Here is a 14838-nt window from a genome sequence, read left to right on the forward strand (position 1 = left end):
GCAACTCGGCACTTCGTCAACGGCCGCACTGTCAGCACCCGCTTATGCGGCCTGACCGGCAATCGGCTTAGTCGGATCGCCCCGACAGGGGCGATACCGGCTTATTGATAGCAATGCAGCGGGATCACCGCTTTCGCAACGCCGTCGGGCACTTCACCCGACATTTCGGCGCCGGTGCCGTCGCCTTGGGGGCGGCTGATCCGGTTTTGCGCAAGGAAGGTCAGCAGCGGCCCCGAGGGCACCGCGAAGTTCATGTTCTGCGGCAGGCTGCCGGTTTCTTCCAGCACCGCCAGATCGTCGATCCGGCTGACCACCACGCCGATCACCGCGCCCTTCTTGTTCAGAAGCGGCCCGCCCGAATTGCCGGGCTGCACCGGGGCCGTGATCATGACGCGGTTGGAAGACCCGTCCGCCCCGCGCAGCGCGCTGACATTGCCGCTGGTGACGGTCAGGCCCTGATCGAGGCTGGTGTAATAGGGGTATCCCAGGGCTGTCACCGCCTCGCCCAGCTTGGGCACCTCAAGCGCCGACAGCTTCAGCCAGACACCCGCATCGGCAGCCCCGGACAACACGGCAATATCCAGCGAACTGTCCGAGGCCATGATGTCCAGCGGGGTGCCGTCGATCATGGCCACCGCGCCGCAGCCTTCGATCACATGCGCGGCCGTTACCAGCATGGTGGGCGCGATGTAGAACCCGGTGCCCGAGCTTTTCAGCGTGCCGGTCACCTTGGCCTTGGGCGGTTCGGGTTCGGGGGCGGGCGTGCCCAGGGCGGGCAGCGACGGGGCCGCGCCGGTGCCGGGGGCCATCACCGGGGCCGGGCCGGGATTGCCCACGCCAATGACCGAAGGCGACGGGCCGGGGGTGCCGCCAGGCGTGGGGGTGGGGATCGGGGTCGCGCCGCCGGGGGCGGGCGTTCCAAGGGCCGGGGGCTTGGGCGTGGGGTCAACCGGGCTGGCGCCGGCCACATCCACCGTTGCCGGCCCCGGATCGGGCGTCGCGGCGGGGGGGGATGCCTCTACGCCGGGCGGCATCGGGCGCAGCACCTGATCCTTGGGGTCGTTCGAGGCGATCCGGGGCGTCGGATCGGGGGCCGCGCCGCCCCCGCCGCCGTTGATCAACTGGTCGATCACCCCGCCCTTGGTCCAGATCAGCGAGGCCGGGCTGCCGCCCACCGTCATGCTGGCCGCCATCAGGTTCAGTTGCGGGAAGTAGGACGGCGTCAGCACGATGGAAATGGTTGACCAGTTGCTGCCGTTCCGGTCGGACCGCACATAGGCGATGTAATCGCCCTCGATCGTGGTCGAGGTGATCGAAAGGTTGTCGTCGGCAAACTGGTAGGGGTCGGCGGATTTCAGCGATTTCGACATGAACCAGTCATGGATGTCCTTCATCCCCGGCTGATCGGTGAAGCGGACATACATGCTGAACCCTTCATCCGCGGACAGGAATTCCACGGCATCGGGGTTGTCCACCTCTTTCAGCATCTCGAACGGATGCAGGTAAGAGGTGTTGGTGCTTTCGGAATAGAACAACTGCCAGCCGTTCTTCATCCGCTCTTCTTCCAGCGCCATGACCGGCTTTTCGATATGGCGGAACAGCGGGCGGCCGCCGCCATCTTCACGTTTCACATAGGCTTCCAGCGCCGCCTGCGCGTCATTGTTCCAGACGCCATCGGTGAAACCGAAGTAATCGCCGGAAAAGGCCAGCGCGGCCTGCAGCGTTGCCACATCCTCGCGGCTCATGCCCGAGGCGTCGAAGGGCTGGTCGGCCCAGCCTTGCGCGCGGGCGGCGGAGAGCGGTGCCAGGATCAGCATCAGGCAGACAAGAAACAGCTTCCCAAGGCGCATGCCGGAAATCCCCGAAAGAATGCAAAGGCGGTTGCCGCCATGCTGCCGCCAATCGGGCGGCTTGAAAAGGGAATCTTGCATCTTCGCAGGTCGGGGATTCCGTCCTGCGCGCCGGGGCGATGCTCAGGTGATGCTTTCCAGCCGTTCCTTCGACATGTCACCCGGCACGATGGTGACCGGAATCGGCAGGTTGCCGGAATTGCGGGTCATGGCGGTGACCAGCGGGCCGGGGCCGGCCTTTTCGGTGCCCGCGCCCAGAACCAGCACGCCGATTTCCGGGTCTTCCTTCACCTGGGCCAAAATCTCGGCCACCGGGTCGCCTTCGCGGATCACCAGTTCGGGGTTGATGCCCTGCTTGTCGCGCATCCACTTGGCGAAAACCTCGAAATGCGCCTCGATCCGTTCGCGCGCCTCGGCGCGCATCAGGTCGGCCACGCCCATCCAGTGCTGGAATTCCTCGGGCGGAATGATCGACAGGATGGTGACGCCGGCCCCGGTATGGGCGGCGCGCAATGCCGCGAACCGCATCGCATTCAGGCATTCCCGACTGTCGTCGAGCACGACCAGAAACTTCCGCATGATCTTCCCCAGGCTTTCGCGGGGGCAATCATGGCCAGCGCGCGGGGCGAAGGCAAGCCTTACGCGGCGGCGGCCTTGGCTTCGGCCTCGGGCGCGCGCAGGTGCATGGCCACCGACCGCGCCCCGTTCAGCACCATCAGCGCGGCCCAAAGCCCGTGGTTGCCGAGCGTGGGCACCAGCACCAGCAGGGCGACGGCATAGATGCCGACGCACAGGATCATCAACTGCCGCATGGCGCGTGTCAGCGTGGCGCCGATATAGATGCCGTCATAGGTCCAGGCGGCGCTGCCGATCAGCGGCGCGGCGACGACCCAGAACAGATAGTGCCGTGCCTCGGCCCGCACTTCGGGCGCGGTGGCCATCAGGTCAATGATCCCCGGCCCGAACAGCGCGAAGACCGCCGCCAGCAGCCCCGCCCCGATGAACCCCCATTGCATGGCCAGCCGCGACGCCCGCCGCACCGCCGGGGCCGACCGTGCCCCCACCGCCTGACCGACCAGCGTTTCGGCGGCAAAGGCAAAACCGTCCAGCGCATAGGCGGTGATTTCAAGGAATTGCAGCAGCACCTGATTGGCCGCCAGCGTCACGTCGCCTTCGCGGGCGCCCAGGAAGATGAAGGTGGTGAAGCTGACCTGCAACAGCACGGACCGGATCATGATGTCGCGGTTCACATCCAGCATCACCCGCAGCGCCGCGCGGTCGGCGATCCGCGCCCGCGCTTCGGCAAAGACCGGACCAAAGGCTTCGCGGCACAGCCACAGGCCCAGGGCAAGGCCGGTCCATTCCGCGATCAGGGTGGCCACCGCCACGCCCGGCACGCCCCAGCCAAGGCCCAGCACGAACCACAGGTCCAGCACGACGTTCACGCCGTTGATCCAGATCTGCAAGGCGACCATGCCCCGTGACCGTTCGACCGCGATCAGCCAGCCCATCAGCGCATAAAGCCCGATGGTTGCCGGCGCGCCCCAGATGCGGATCGCCAGATATTGCCGGGCCAGGGTTTCCACCTCGGGGCTGGCCGGCGCGATCAGGAAGGCGCCGTGGATCAGCAGCCCCTGCGCCGCGATCAGCACCAGCCCCGCCGCCCCGGCGATCAGAAGCGCGCGATACAGGATCGCGGCCCGTTCCGCCCGGTCGCCCGCACCATGCGCCTGCGCCGTCAGCCCGCTGGTGCCCATGCGCAGAAAGCCGAAGATCCAGTACAGCGTGGCCAGGATCACCGCGCCCAGCCCCACCGCGCCAATCGGCGCCGCCGCCCCCATCTGGCCCACCACGCCGGTATCCACCGCGCCCAGCAGGGGCACGGTGGCATTCGACAGCACGATCGGCCCGGCAATCCGCCAGATCCGCCGATGGGTCAGGGGTATGTCTTCGGCCAATCCGGCCTCCGCTGTGGCGCTGGTTCCGTTCTAGCCTGCCGCCGTGGCCCCCGCCACTGTGCGCGCGCGCCCTTAGCCAGACTGGCCGGATTTCAGGAAGACATGCCGCGTTCTTGCGCACCAGTCCTGCCCGGGGCGCAGGATGCAGGGCGGAAAGCCGGGGCGGTTCGGGGCATCGGGCCAGCCCTGGGTTTCCAGCGCGACGCCCGCATGGGGGCCGTAAACCCGCCCGTCCAGCCCCGGAACGCCCGCGAAATGCCGCCCGTCATAAAGCTGCAGGCCCGGTTCGGTGGTTTCCACCCGCATCTGAACGCCGTCCTGCCCTTCCAGCCAGGCCACCGGGCGCAGCGGCCCGCGCGCCGGCGAGAGGCAGAAGTTGTGGTCATAGCCCGCATCGCCGATGGGCCGTGCGGTGCGAAAGTCGAAATCTGTGCCCGCGACGGGGGCGATCTCTCCCATGGGGATCAGCGCGTCATCCACCGGCAGGTAATGATCGGCCGCCAGCCGCAGACGGTGGCCCCGACTGTCGCCGTGCCCGTCCAGCGTGAAATAGCCGTGATGGGCCAGGCTGAGCGGGGTCGGGGCGTCAGCCTCGGCCCGAAGCTCGATCTCCAGCGCGTCGCCCGGCACCGAGAGGGTGGCCGCGATCCGCAATTCGCCCGGAAAGCCCATGTGACCATCGGGCAGGGTGGCGGTCAGCGTCACGCTGTCTTCGCGCAGCGTCACCACCTGCCACAGCCTTGCGTGCAGCCCGTCCGCCCCGCCATGCAGCAGGTTGCGCCCTTCGTTGGCCTCCAGCCGGTGTTCGATGCCGTCCAGCGTGAACCGCGCCCCGCCGATCCGGTTGGCAAAACGGCCGACGATGGCGCCGCTGTAAAGGCCCGCGCCCAGATAGGCGGCGGCCGTGGGAAACCCCAGCACCAGCGGATGGGCAACGCCGTCCAGTCGCAGATCCTGCACCGTGGCGCCCAGCGTCAGCACGGTGGCCGCAAGCCGTGGCCCGCGCAGGCGGATCGCCTGAACCGCGCGCCCGTCGGGCAGATGGTCGAAGACGTCGATCCCGCCTGTCACTGTGCCTCTCTCTCTGCCCTCAGGCATCGCGCGCTGCCAGCCGGGTTTCCGACAGGTGCAGCAACCCTTTTTGCAGCAGGATGAAGACCAGCAGCAACAGCCCGATCACGATCTTGGTCCACCACGAAGACAGCGTGCCGTCGAAGACGATGTAGGTCTGGATCAGCCCCATCGTCAGCACGCCCACCAGCGTGCCGAAGACATAGCCCGCGCCGCCGCTCAGCAGGGTGCCGCCGATGACCACCGCCGCGATGGCCGTCAGCTCGGTGCCCACGGTGGCCAGCGAATAGCCCGACCCGGTGTAGATGGAAAAGACAATGCCCGACAGCCCCGCCATCAGCCCGGAAAAGGCATAGACCAGCACCGTTGTCCGGCCCTGCCGCACGCCCATCAGTCGCGCCGTCTGTTCGCCGCCGCCCAAGGCATAGACCGAGGTGCCGAAGCGCGTTCTGTGCGCCACGATCATGCCAAGGACGAAGGTCAGCAGCATCAGCACCCCGATCAGCGTCAGCCGTCCCTTGCCCGGCATCAGCCAATAGGCGTTCTGCAGCGTCTGATAGAACGGATGCGCGATCGGAACCGAATCGATTGACAGCAGATAGGCCGCCCCGCGCGCCAGGAACATGCCCGCCAGCGTCACGATGAAGGCCGGCATCGCCAGCCGGTCGATCAGCCAGCCCATGCAGGCGCCATAGGCCGTGGTCAGCCCCAGCAGCAGCGCAAAGACCGGCAGCGGATGCAGGCCGGTGTCGCGCAGCATCACCGCGATGAAGACGCCCGAAAAGGCGATGACGGACCCGACCGAAAGGTCGATGCCCCCCGACAGGATGACAAGGGTCATCCCGACCGCGACAATGCCCAGATAGGCGTTGTCGGTCAGCAGGTTGCCCAGAACCCGGGTTGACGCCATGTTGGGGAACTGCACCCAGCAGATCAGGCAGCCGGCCAGAAAGATCCCGATGGTCACGAACAGCGGCAATGTGCGGGTGTTCATGGCGTGCCTTTCCCTTCGGCTTCGCGCTTGCGGCGGGCCTCGTCGCGCCAGTAGCGCCATTCGGCCGCGATGCGCGGGGATTGCAGGACAAGGATCACCACCACCAGCACGGCCTTGATGACAAGGTTGTATTCCGACGGGAACCCGGCCAGCCGGATGCCGATGGTGATGGTTTGGATGATCAGCGCCCCGATCACCGAGGCCGCGATCGAGAACCGCCCGCCCAGCAGGGAATTGCCGCCGATCACCACCGCCAGAATGGCATCCAGTTCCAGCCACAGACCGGCATTGTTGGCATCCGCGCCCCGGATGTCGGCGGTGACCACCAGCCCCGCCAGCGCCGCGCAGAAGCCCATCGCCATGTAGACGGCGATCAGCAGCACCACCGCGTTCACGCCCGCCAGCGCACTGGCGCGGCGATTGATGCCGATGGATTCGACCAGCATCCCCAGCGCGGTGCGGCGCATGACCAGCGCGGTCAGCACCGCCAGCGCCAGCCACAGCCAGGCCGGGAAGGGCAGGCCCCAAAGCGTGCCCGAGCCGACAAAGGCAAAGGCCGGGTCGGTGAAGGTCAGGATGCGCCCTTCGGTGATCAGTTGCGCGATGCCGCGCCCGGCCGTCATCAGGATCAGCGTGGCGACGAAGGGCTGCACGCCCACAAGCGCCACCAGAACACCGTTCCACAGGCCCGCCAGCAAGCCCGCGCCGATGGCCAGCGCCAGCGCCACCGGCAGCCCGGTGCCGGCGCTGACGGCATAGGCCGCCACCGCGCCGCAGATCGCCATGGTGGCGCCGACCGACAGGTCGATGCCGCGCGTGGCGATGACCAGCGTCATGCCCACGGCCAGAATGGCCACCGGCGCGCTGCGTTTCAGCACGTCGATGGCCGGCCCCACCAGACGCCCGTCATTGACCGAAACCGACAGGAACCCCGGATAGAACAGCGAGACCAGCCCCACCAGCGCGGCCAGTGCCAGCAGTTGCGGCGCGATGCGTTTCAGTGCCGTGCCCGTCATGCCGGTGCCCCTTCGGTGGCGGCAATCGCCCGCATGATGCCTTCGCCCGAAATCGCGGCCCCGGTCAGTTCGGCGACATGGCGGCGGTCGCGCAGCACGATCACCCGGTTCGACACCGCCAGCAGTTCGTCCAGTTCGGATGAGATCACCAGGATCGACAGGCCCTGATCCACCAGGTCGTGAATCAGGTGCAGAATCTCGGCATGGGCGCCCACGTCGATGCCGCGCGTCGGTTCGTCCAGGATCAGGAAGCGCGGGTTCATCGCCAGCCAGCGCGCCAGCACCGCCTTTTGCTGGTTGCCGCCCGACAGTTCACCGATGGGCTTTTCCTTGCCCGAGGTGCGGATGTCCAGCCGGCGGATATAGTCATCGGCCAGCCGGTTCTGTTCGGCCCGCGGAATGGGCCGCATCCAGCCGCGCCGCGCCTGAAGGCCAAGGAGGATGTTCTCGCGCAGCGACAGGTCGGCGACGATGCCGTCGGTCTTGCGGTCCTCGGGGGCAAAGCCGAAGCCGTGCCCGATGGCCGCGCGCGGACCCGGCAGGTCCAGCTTGCCGCTTTCATCGCGCGCCTCGCCCGTTTGTGCCGGGCGCAGGCCGAACAGCAGTTCGGCGCTTTCCGTCCGCCCCGAACCCAGAAGCCCGGCCAGACCGACCACCTCGCCCTTGCCGATGGTCAGGTCGAACGGTTCCACCACGCCCCGGCGGCCGATGCCGGTGAAACGCAGCATCTCTGGCCTTGGCCCCCGGTCGGGCGGCGGGTTGTGCAGCACCTCGTCGCGCAGGGTGCGGCCCAGCATGTGTTCGATCAGCGCCATCCGGTCCAGCGCGTCGGTCTCGGTCGTCACGACATGCCGGCCGTTGCGCAGCACCGTCACGCGGTCGCACAGGTCAAAGACCTGATCCAGAAAATGCGACACGAAGATGATGCCAAGGCCGCGGTCACGCAGCCCGCGCACCACCTTGAACAGCATCTGCACCTCGCGCGCGTCCAGGCTGGCGGTCGGTTCGTCCAGGATCAGCACCTTGCCCGACAGCGCCACCGCGCGGGCAATCGCCACGATCTGGCGCACCGCCACCGAATAGCTGCCCAGATCGCGGTCAACGTCGATGTCCAGCCCGTATTCGGCCAGAAGGCGCCGCGCCTCGGCCCGCAGGCTGCGATGGTCGATCAGCCCGAAGCGGCGCGGTTCACGGCCGAACATCAGGTTCTGCGCCACGGTCAGGTTGGGCAGAAGGTTCACCTCCTGATAGACCGTGCCGATGCCCAGATCCTGCGCCTCGACCGTGGACGTGGGGGCGATCTCGGCGCCATCCAGCCGCACGGTGCCGGCGCTGCGCTGATAGGCGCCGGTCAGGCATTTGATCAGCGTGGACTTGCCCGCGCCGTTTTCGCCCAGAAGGGCGTGCACCTCACCGGCGCGCAGATCGAAATCCACACCGTCCAGCGCCCGGGTTCCCGGGAAGATCTTGGTCAGGGACCGGATCGAGAGCACCATGCAACACCTCCTTCTTCGGCGCCCCGGGGGGCGTCGGGTCCGGGCGGCCTGTGCCGCCCGGACCCCGTTGCCGGTGTCGGATCAGTAGCCCAGATCCTTGCGCGCCTCGTATTGCCCGGCCGGATCGTCGGCCTGGGTATACAGCTTCGATTCGGTCTGGATGAACTTCGGCGGTTCGGTGCCGTTCGCCCAGAACGCCTCAAGCGCGTCGAAGGCCGGGCCGGCCATGTTCGGCGTCAGTTCGACCGTGGCATTCGCCTCGCCATCGGCCATGGCCTTGAAGATGTCGGGCACCGCGTCGATCGAGACGACAAGAATATCCTGGCCCGGCTTCAGCCCGGCTTCCTTGATCGCCTGGATCGCGCCGACCGCCATGTCGTCGTTATGGGCGTAAAGCGCGCAGATATCCTTGCCGCCGTTTTCGGCCTGAAGGAAGCTTTCCATCACTTCCTTGCCCAGACTGCGGGTGAAGTCGCCGGTCTGGCTTTGCACGATCTTCAGGTTGTCATGCCCGGCGATGCCCTTTTCAAAGCCGGTCTTGCGGTCGATGGCGGGCGAAGATCCGGTCGTGCCCTGCAGTTCCACGATGCGGCAATCCTTGTCGCCCACCGTGGCCGCCAGCCACTGGCCGGCCACCTCGCCTTCATGCACAAGGTTCGATCCGACGGCGGTCAGATACAGCGACGGGTCGCTGTCCACCATCCGGTCCAGCAGAACGACCGGAATCTCGGCCTCCTTCGCCTCTTGCAGCACGGCATCCCAGCCGGTTGCCACCACCGGCGCGATCAGGATCGCATCCACACCCTGCGCGATGAAGGACCGCATCGCCGCGATCTGGTTTTCCTGCTTCTGCTGCGCATCCGAGAACTGAAGCTGGTAGCCGCGCTCCTCGGCCTGCTTCTTGGTCAGCGTGGTTTCCGCCGCCCGCCAGCCGGATTCCGATCCGATCTGCGAAAAGCCGATCACCTTGCCGTCGGCAAGGGCCATTCCGGCCGAAACGGCAAAGGCCGCCGTGGTCAACATCAAGGTCTTGAACATCATCGTCTCCTCCCTCGGGTGAAAATGCCGGCTCCTCCTGCCGGGGGTCGTGACCGGGGCGAACGGTGCCCCGGCGGTGGTTTCTGCAACCGGCGGTTCCTGTTCAGGTCCGCAGGTCGTCGGGCAACAGCGCGTCGGGCAGGTTCTGGTAGCAGACCGGGCGCAGGAAGCGCCGGATCGCCAGGGTTCCCACACTGGTCGCACCGAAATTCGTGCTGGCCGGGAAGGGGCCGCCATGCACCATGGCATCGGCCACCTCGACCCCGGTCGGCCAGCCGTTCGCCAGCAGACGGCCCGCCTTGCGTTCCAGCACCGGAGCCAGACGCGCGGCCAGCGCCATATCGCCGCCGTCCAGATGCAGCGTTGCCGTCAACTGTCCCTCCAGCGCGCGGGCAAGGGCCAGCATCTCATCGCCATCGCGCGCGGTCACGATCAGGCCCACCGGCCCGAACACCTCATGCGCCAGCGCGGGTTTGGCCAGGAACTCGGCCGCCGTTACCCGCAGCAGCGCCGCCCGCGCCTTGCGCCCCGCCGTGCCGCCGGCCACCAGAACACCGGCCCCTTCTCCGGCCATGACCTTGGCCCCGCGCGCATAGGCGGCAGCGATGCCGTCGGTCAGCATGGTCTGTTCGGCCACGGCTTCCGCCGCCGCCTGCGCGGCGGTGACGAAGGTTTCGGCGTCCGGCCCTTCGGTCAGGATCAGCAATCCGGGGTTGGTGCAGAACTGCCCCGCGCCCAGGGTCAGGCTGCCCACCCAGCCCTGCGCCAGCGCCGCCCCGCGCGCCGCCAGCGCGGCGGGCAGCAGGAAGGTCGGGTTGATCGACCCCAGCTCGCCAAAGAAGGGAATCGGCTCTGGCCGCGCGGCGCACAGGTCGAACAGCGCCTTGCCGCCGTGATAGCTGCCGGTAAAGCCCACCGCGCGGATCAGCGGATGCGTCACCAGCGCCGTGCCGGTCTCGTTCGTGTTGCCGTGGATCATCGAGAACACGCCCGCCGGCATGTCGCAGCGGGTGATCGCGGCCAGCACCGCCTCGGCCACCACCTCGGATGTGCCGGGATGCGCGGGATGGCCCTTGACCACGACCGGACAGCCCGCCGCCAGCGCCGAGGCCGTGTCGCCACCCGCCACCGAAAAGGCCAGCGGGAAGTTCGACGCGCCGAACACCGCCACCGGCCCGACCGGGCGCTGCATCATCCGCAGGTCGGGGCGGGGCAGGGGGGCGCGGTCGGGCAGCGCCGGATCATGGCGGCGGTCCAGATAATCGCCCTTGCGGATATGCGCCGCGAACAGCCGCAACTGCCCTGTGGTGCGCCCGCGTTCGCCTTGCAGCCGCGCTTCGGGCAGGCTGCTTTCCTGCATGGCAATCTCGGTCAGCACGGCCCCGCGCGCCTCGATCTCATCGGCGATGGCCTCAAGGAAGGCCGCCCGTTCCTTGCGCGCGGTCCAGCCATAGGCCCAGAACGCCGCTTCCGCCGCCGCGCAGGCGCGGTCCACCAGACCGGCATCGCCCGCGCTGAAGGAATGGCTGTCGCCAAAGGCGGGGGACGAGGCGAAGCGCGCCTCGGTGGCGATCCAGTCGCCCGCGATCAGATGCTTGCCGTGGGGGGTAAAGGTCATGGCCAGCTCTCAGAAGTCAAAGGGATCGGTCAGGATGCGGCGGCCCAGCGTCAGCGCGTCGGCCACATGCACCATCGGCGCAAGGTCCACCTCGCGGGCCCCGGCCTGCACCAGTTCGGTCATGCGGGCATAAAGGGCGGGGTATTCGCCCATGATGCTGGCCTGCCCGGCAGCGGGTTGCCCGTCGATTTCCAGCACATTGCCGCCCATCCGCAGCGCCAGGACGCCCCGGTCGGTTTCCACCTCGATGTCCCAGGTCTGCGGCCCGGTCTGGCGCCAGTCGAAATCGGCGGTGACATTGCCCGAAAACGCCAGCCGCGCCGCGATGGGGGTTTGCCGGTTGGCGGGAAACTCCAGCTCGGCCCCGGTCAGATGCACCGGCTGCGGCAGGATATGGGTCAGGATCGACAGCGCGTTGATGCCGGGATCGAACACCCCCATCCCGCCGGGTTCAAACACCCAGTCCTGGCCGGGGTGCCATTTCCGCACATCCTCGCGCCAGGTGATATGGGCGCGGCGGATCACCTTGTCGGTCAGCCAGTCGCGCGCCGGCTGCACCGCATGGGCCATGCGGCTGTGCCAGGTGGTGTACAGCGTCAGCCCACGGGCCGCCGCCAGCCGTTCCAGCTCCTGCACCTCGGCCAGCGTGGCGCCGGGCGGCTTTTCCAGCATCACATGCCGGCCCTGCAACAGCGCCGTCTCGGCATAGGCAAAACGCGGCACCGGCGGCAGGCACAGCGAGACGACCGGCACGTCGGGGCGTTCGGCCAGAAAGGCCGCGAAATCTGTATAGGCCGGCACGCCGTCCACCGCGCCCTTGCGGCTGATCGTGGCGGCCAGCGTCCAGTCCGGGCTGGCGGCAATGGCCGGAACGTGCTGGTCCAGCGCGATCTTGCCAATGCCCACAAGGGCGATGTTGCGCGCGGCCATCAGTGGGAATCCCGGCCCACCGGCGCACCACGGCACCCCTTCAGGAAATCAAGGTCGGCCCCGGTATCGGCGCCCTGCACATGCTTCTGGTGCAACCAGGCGTAGCCGCTTTCGTATTGTTCGTGCAGCGGTTTCCAGGCCGCCAGCCGCGCGGCCAGCTCCGCCTCGGGAATGTCCAGGTGCAGGCGGCGGTTCGGCACGTCCAGCTCGATCATGTCGCCATCGCGCACCACCGCCAGCGGGCCGCCCGCCGCGGCCTCGGGGCTAGTGTGCAGCACCACCGTGCCATAGGCGGTGCCCGACATGCGCGCGTCAGAGATGCGCACCATATCGGTGATGCCCTTGCGCAGAACCTTGGGCGGCAGGCCCATGTTGCCCACCTCGGCCATGCCGGGATAGCCCTTCGGGCCGCAGTTCTTCATAACCATCACGCAGGTCTCGTCGATGTCGAGCGCCTCGTCGTTGATCCTGGCCTTGTAGTCGTCGATGTCCTCGAACACGACCGCGCGGCCGCGATGCACCAGCAGATGCGGGCTGGCCGCCGAAGGTTTCAGCACCGCGCCCTTCGGGGCCAGATTGCCCTTGACCACCACGATGCCGCCCGATTGCGCCAGCGCCTTTTCGGCGGGCAGGATCACGTCTTCATTGTGGTTGGTCACATCCTTGACCTGATCCCACATCGACTGCCCCGAGACGGTCAGCGCGTCCTTGTGCAGAAGGCCCGCCTCGCCCAGCCGCTTGATCACCACCGGCAGGCCGCCGGCATAGAAGAACTCTTCCATCAGGTATTTGCCCGAGGGCATCAGGTTCACCACGGTGGGCACGTCGCGGCCGCAGCGGTCCCAGTCGTCCAGCGTCAGGTCCACGCCGACGCGGCCGGCGATGGCCAGCAGGTGAATCACCGCATTGGTGCTGCCGCCGATGGCCGCATTGGTACGGATGGCGTTTTCGAACGCCGCCTTCACCATCACGTCCGAGGGTTTCAGATCGTCCTTCACCATCTGCACGATACGGCGGCCCGACATCTGGGCCATCACGCGGCGGCGGCTGTCCACCGCCGGAATGGCGGCATTGCCCGACAGCGCCATTCCCAGCGCCTCGGCCATGCTGGCCATGGTGCTGGCGGTGCCCATGGTGTTGCACGACCCCGCGCTGCGGCTCATGCTCGCCTCGGCCTCGGCGAATTCCTCCTGCGTCATCTCGCCGGCCTTCACCGCCTCGCTGAATTTCCACAGATGCGTGCCGGAGCCGACCCGTTCGCCCTTGAAATAGCCGTTCAGCATCGGGCCGCCGGTCACCACGATCGACGGCAGGTCGGTTGATCCGGCGGCCATCAGCAGGCTGGGCGTGGTCTTGTCGCAGCCCACCAGCAGCACGCAGCCATCCATCGGCTGGCCGCGCATCTGTTCTTCCACCGACATGGCCGCCAGGTTGCGGAACATCATCGCGGTGGGGCGGAAGGCGCTTTCGCTGGTGGAAAACGCCGGCACTTCCACCGGGAAGCCGCCCGCCTCATACACGCCGCGCTTCACGAATTCGGCCAGCACGTTCAGATGCGCGTTGCAGGGCGTCAGTTCCGACCAGGTGTTCAGGATGCCGATCACCGGCCGCCCGTCGAACATGTCATGCGGAAAGCCCTGATTCTTCATCCAGCCGCGGTGATAGATCTGGTCGCGGCCATTGCCGCCGAACCATTCCTGAGAACGCAGACGGCGGGGCCAGGGGGCGGGCGTGAAGGTCATGGCGTCCTCTAGAGAATGGCTACGGTGACGGGTTTCGCGTCGCCCGGCTGCTGGTCAAGCGGGTTCGACAGGGGCAGGCCCAGGGCCGGGCAATCCAGTTGGAACACGTCGCCCGGTTCGGCCCGGATGCCATCGGCGAAGGACAGGGTGGCGGTGCCGAAGAAATGCACATGCACATCGCCCGGACGGCGGAACAGGTCATACTTGAAGTGGTGATGTTCCAGATTGGCCAGGCTGTGCGACATGTTCGCCTCGCCCGACAGGAACGGTTTTTCCCAGATCACGGCGCCGTTGCGCAGGATGCGGCTTTTGCCTTCCACATGGTCGGGCAGGGGCCCCACCCGCAGCTCGGGGCCATAGCTGGCCGGGCGCAGCTTGGAATGGGCCAGCCACAGGTAATTGCCGCGCTCGGTCACATGGTCGGAAAATTCGTTGCCCACGGCAAAGCCCAGCCGGTGCGGCCGGCCATCCGGGCCAACCAGATACAGGCCTGCCACCTCGGGCTCTTCGCCCGCGTCCAGCGCGAAACCGGGCGAGGCCAGCGCCGCCCCCGGTGCCACGGCGTTGAAGCCGTTGCCCTTGTAGAACCATTCGGGCTGCACGCCCACCGCCCCCGCCGCAGGCTTGCCGCCCTCGATCCCCATGCGGAACATCTTCATGCTGTCGGTCAGGGTTTCCGGGTCGGCCTTGGCGTGCATCGAATTGCGCGTGGCGGCCGATCCCAGATGCGTCAGCCCCGTGCCGGTCAGGTGCAGATGCGCCGGATCGGGGTGGTCCAGCGGCAGCAGAACCCGCCCTTCGTCCAGCGCGGCCTGCAGGTCAACCGTGTTGCCTGCGCCGCGCGCCGCCACTTCGGCCGTCAGGTCGCGGCCCGCCGCAATGGCCGCCAGCGCCAGATCGCGCGTGCTGGCCACGCCGGGCACGATCCGCGCCGGCTGCCCGTCATGGCGCGCGACCACGGCGCGGCTTCCGTCCGCCTGAACAATCTGTGACAGAAACATGCGCAGCCCTCGCCCTGGTCTTTTCCACATCCCGGGCCGGGGAACGGGCGCGGTCCCCTGTCCGGTTCCCGCCGCCTGACCATGCACGCCATCCGCCTGCGCGGATGTTCAAAAGGTCGGACAG

12 protein-coding genes are annotated in these 14838 nt (G+C 67.8%); all 12 read right to left on the bottom strand.

All coding sequences use genetic code 11. The features are described from left to right. Positions 1-101: 101 nt before the first annotated feature. The 12 genes from C5F44_RS04460 to araD1 all read right to left on the bottom strand — a co-directional run bounded on the left by C5F44_RS04460 (position 102) and on the right by araD1 (position 14714). On the bottom strand, positions 102-1850 hold the full coding sequence (locus C5F44_RS04460; protein ID WP_146161904.1) for a S1C family serine protease: 1749 nt from the start codon (positions 1848-1850) through the stop codon (positions 102-104). 123 nt (positions 1851-1973) lie between these two features. Continuing rightward, positions 1974-2429, bottom strand: a complete 456-nt coding sequence (locus C5F44_RS04465; protein WP_107672304.1) for a universal stress protein — start codon at positions 2427-2429, stop codon at positions 1974-1976. 59 nt (positions 2430-2488) lie between these two features. Then, a complete protein-coding gene (locus tag C5F44_RS04470) occupies positions 2489-3808 on the bottom strand; it encodes an MATE family efflux transporter (RefSeq protein ID WP_107672305.1) in 1320 nt (439 codons plus the stop codon). A gap of 72 nt (positions 3809-3880) precedes the next feature. Beyond that, the gene (locus C5F44_RS04475; protein WP_235822505.1) at positions 3881-4879 is read right to left on the bottom strand and encodes an aldose epimerase family protein; all 999 of its coding nucleotides are present in this window, start codon (positions 4877-4879) and stop codon (positions 3881-3883) included. Positions 4880-4898: 19 nt separating this feature from the next. Then, positions 4899-5873, bottom strand: a complete 975-nt coding sequence (gene yjfF / locus C5F44_RS04480) for a galactofuranose ABC transporter, permease protein YjfF (protein WP_107672307.1) — start codon at positions 5871-5873, stop codon at positions 4899-4901. Further along, positions 5870-6889, bottom strand: coding sequence for an ABC transporter permease (locus tag C5F44_RS04485; RefSeq protein ID WP_107672308.1), 1020 nt, complete (start codon positions 6887-6889; stop codon positions 5870-5872). Before C5F44_RS04485 ends, yjfF begins: the two co-directional genes overlap by 4 nt. Beyond that, positions 6886-8385 (bottom strand): sugar ABC transporter ATP-binding protein, encoded by a 1500-nt coding sequence (locus C5F44_RS04490; protein WP_107672309.1) that lies wholly within the window; start codon positions 8383-8385, stop codon positions 6886-6888. The genes C5F44_RS04485 and C5F44_RS04490 overlap by 4 nt, the downstream gene beginning before the upstream one ends. A gap of 81 nt (positions 8386-8466) precedes the next feature. Further along, positions 8467-9423 carry a galactofuranose ABC transporter, galactofuranose-binding protein YtfQ gene (ytfQ, locus tag C5F44_RS04495; RefSeq protein WP_107672443.1) on the bottom strand — a complete coding sequence of 319 codons (957 nt, stop codon included), beginning with the start codon at positions 9421-9423 and terminating at the stop codon, positions 8467-8469. A gap of 103 nt (positions 9424-9526) precedes the next feature. Then, positions 9527-11041, bottom strand: coding sequence for an aldehyde dehydrogenase (NADP(+)) (locus C5F44_RS04500; RefSeq protein WP_107672310.1), 1515 nt, complete (start codon positions 11039-11041; stop codon positions 9527-9529). 9 nt (positions 11042-11050) lie between these two features. After that, entirely contained in the window at positions 11051-11971 is a 921-nt protein-coding gene (locus tag C5F44_RS04505; RefSeq protein WP_107672311.1) for a Gfo/Idh/MocA family protein, read from the bottom strand. Further along, entirely contained in the window at positions 11971-13713 is a 1743-nt protein-coding gene (gene araD, locus C5F44_RS04510; RefSeq protein WP_107672312.1) for an L-arabinonate dehydratase, read from the bottom strand. The genes C5F44_RS04505 and araD overlap by 1 nt, the downstream gene beginning before the upstream one ends. An 8-nt stretch (positions 13714-13721) precedes the next feature. Next, complete coding sequence (gene araD1 / locus C5F44_RS04515) at positions 13722-14714, bottom strand: AraD1 family protein (protein WP_107672313.1); 993 nt, start codon at positions 14712-14714, stop codon at positions 13722-13724. Between the last annotated feature and the right edge of the window lie 124 nt (positions 14715-14838).

The organism is Fuscovulum blasticum DSM 2131 (assembly GCF_003034965.1).
GTDB lineage: Bacteria > Pseudomonadota > Alphaproteobacteria > Rhodobacterales > Rhodobacteraceae > Pseudogemmobacter > Pseudogemmobacter blasticus.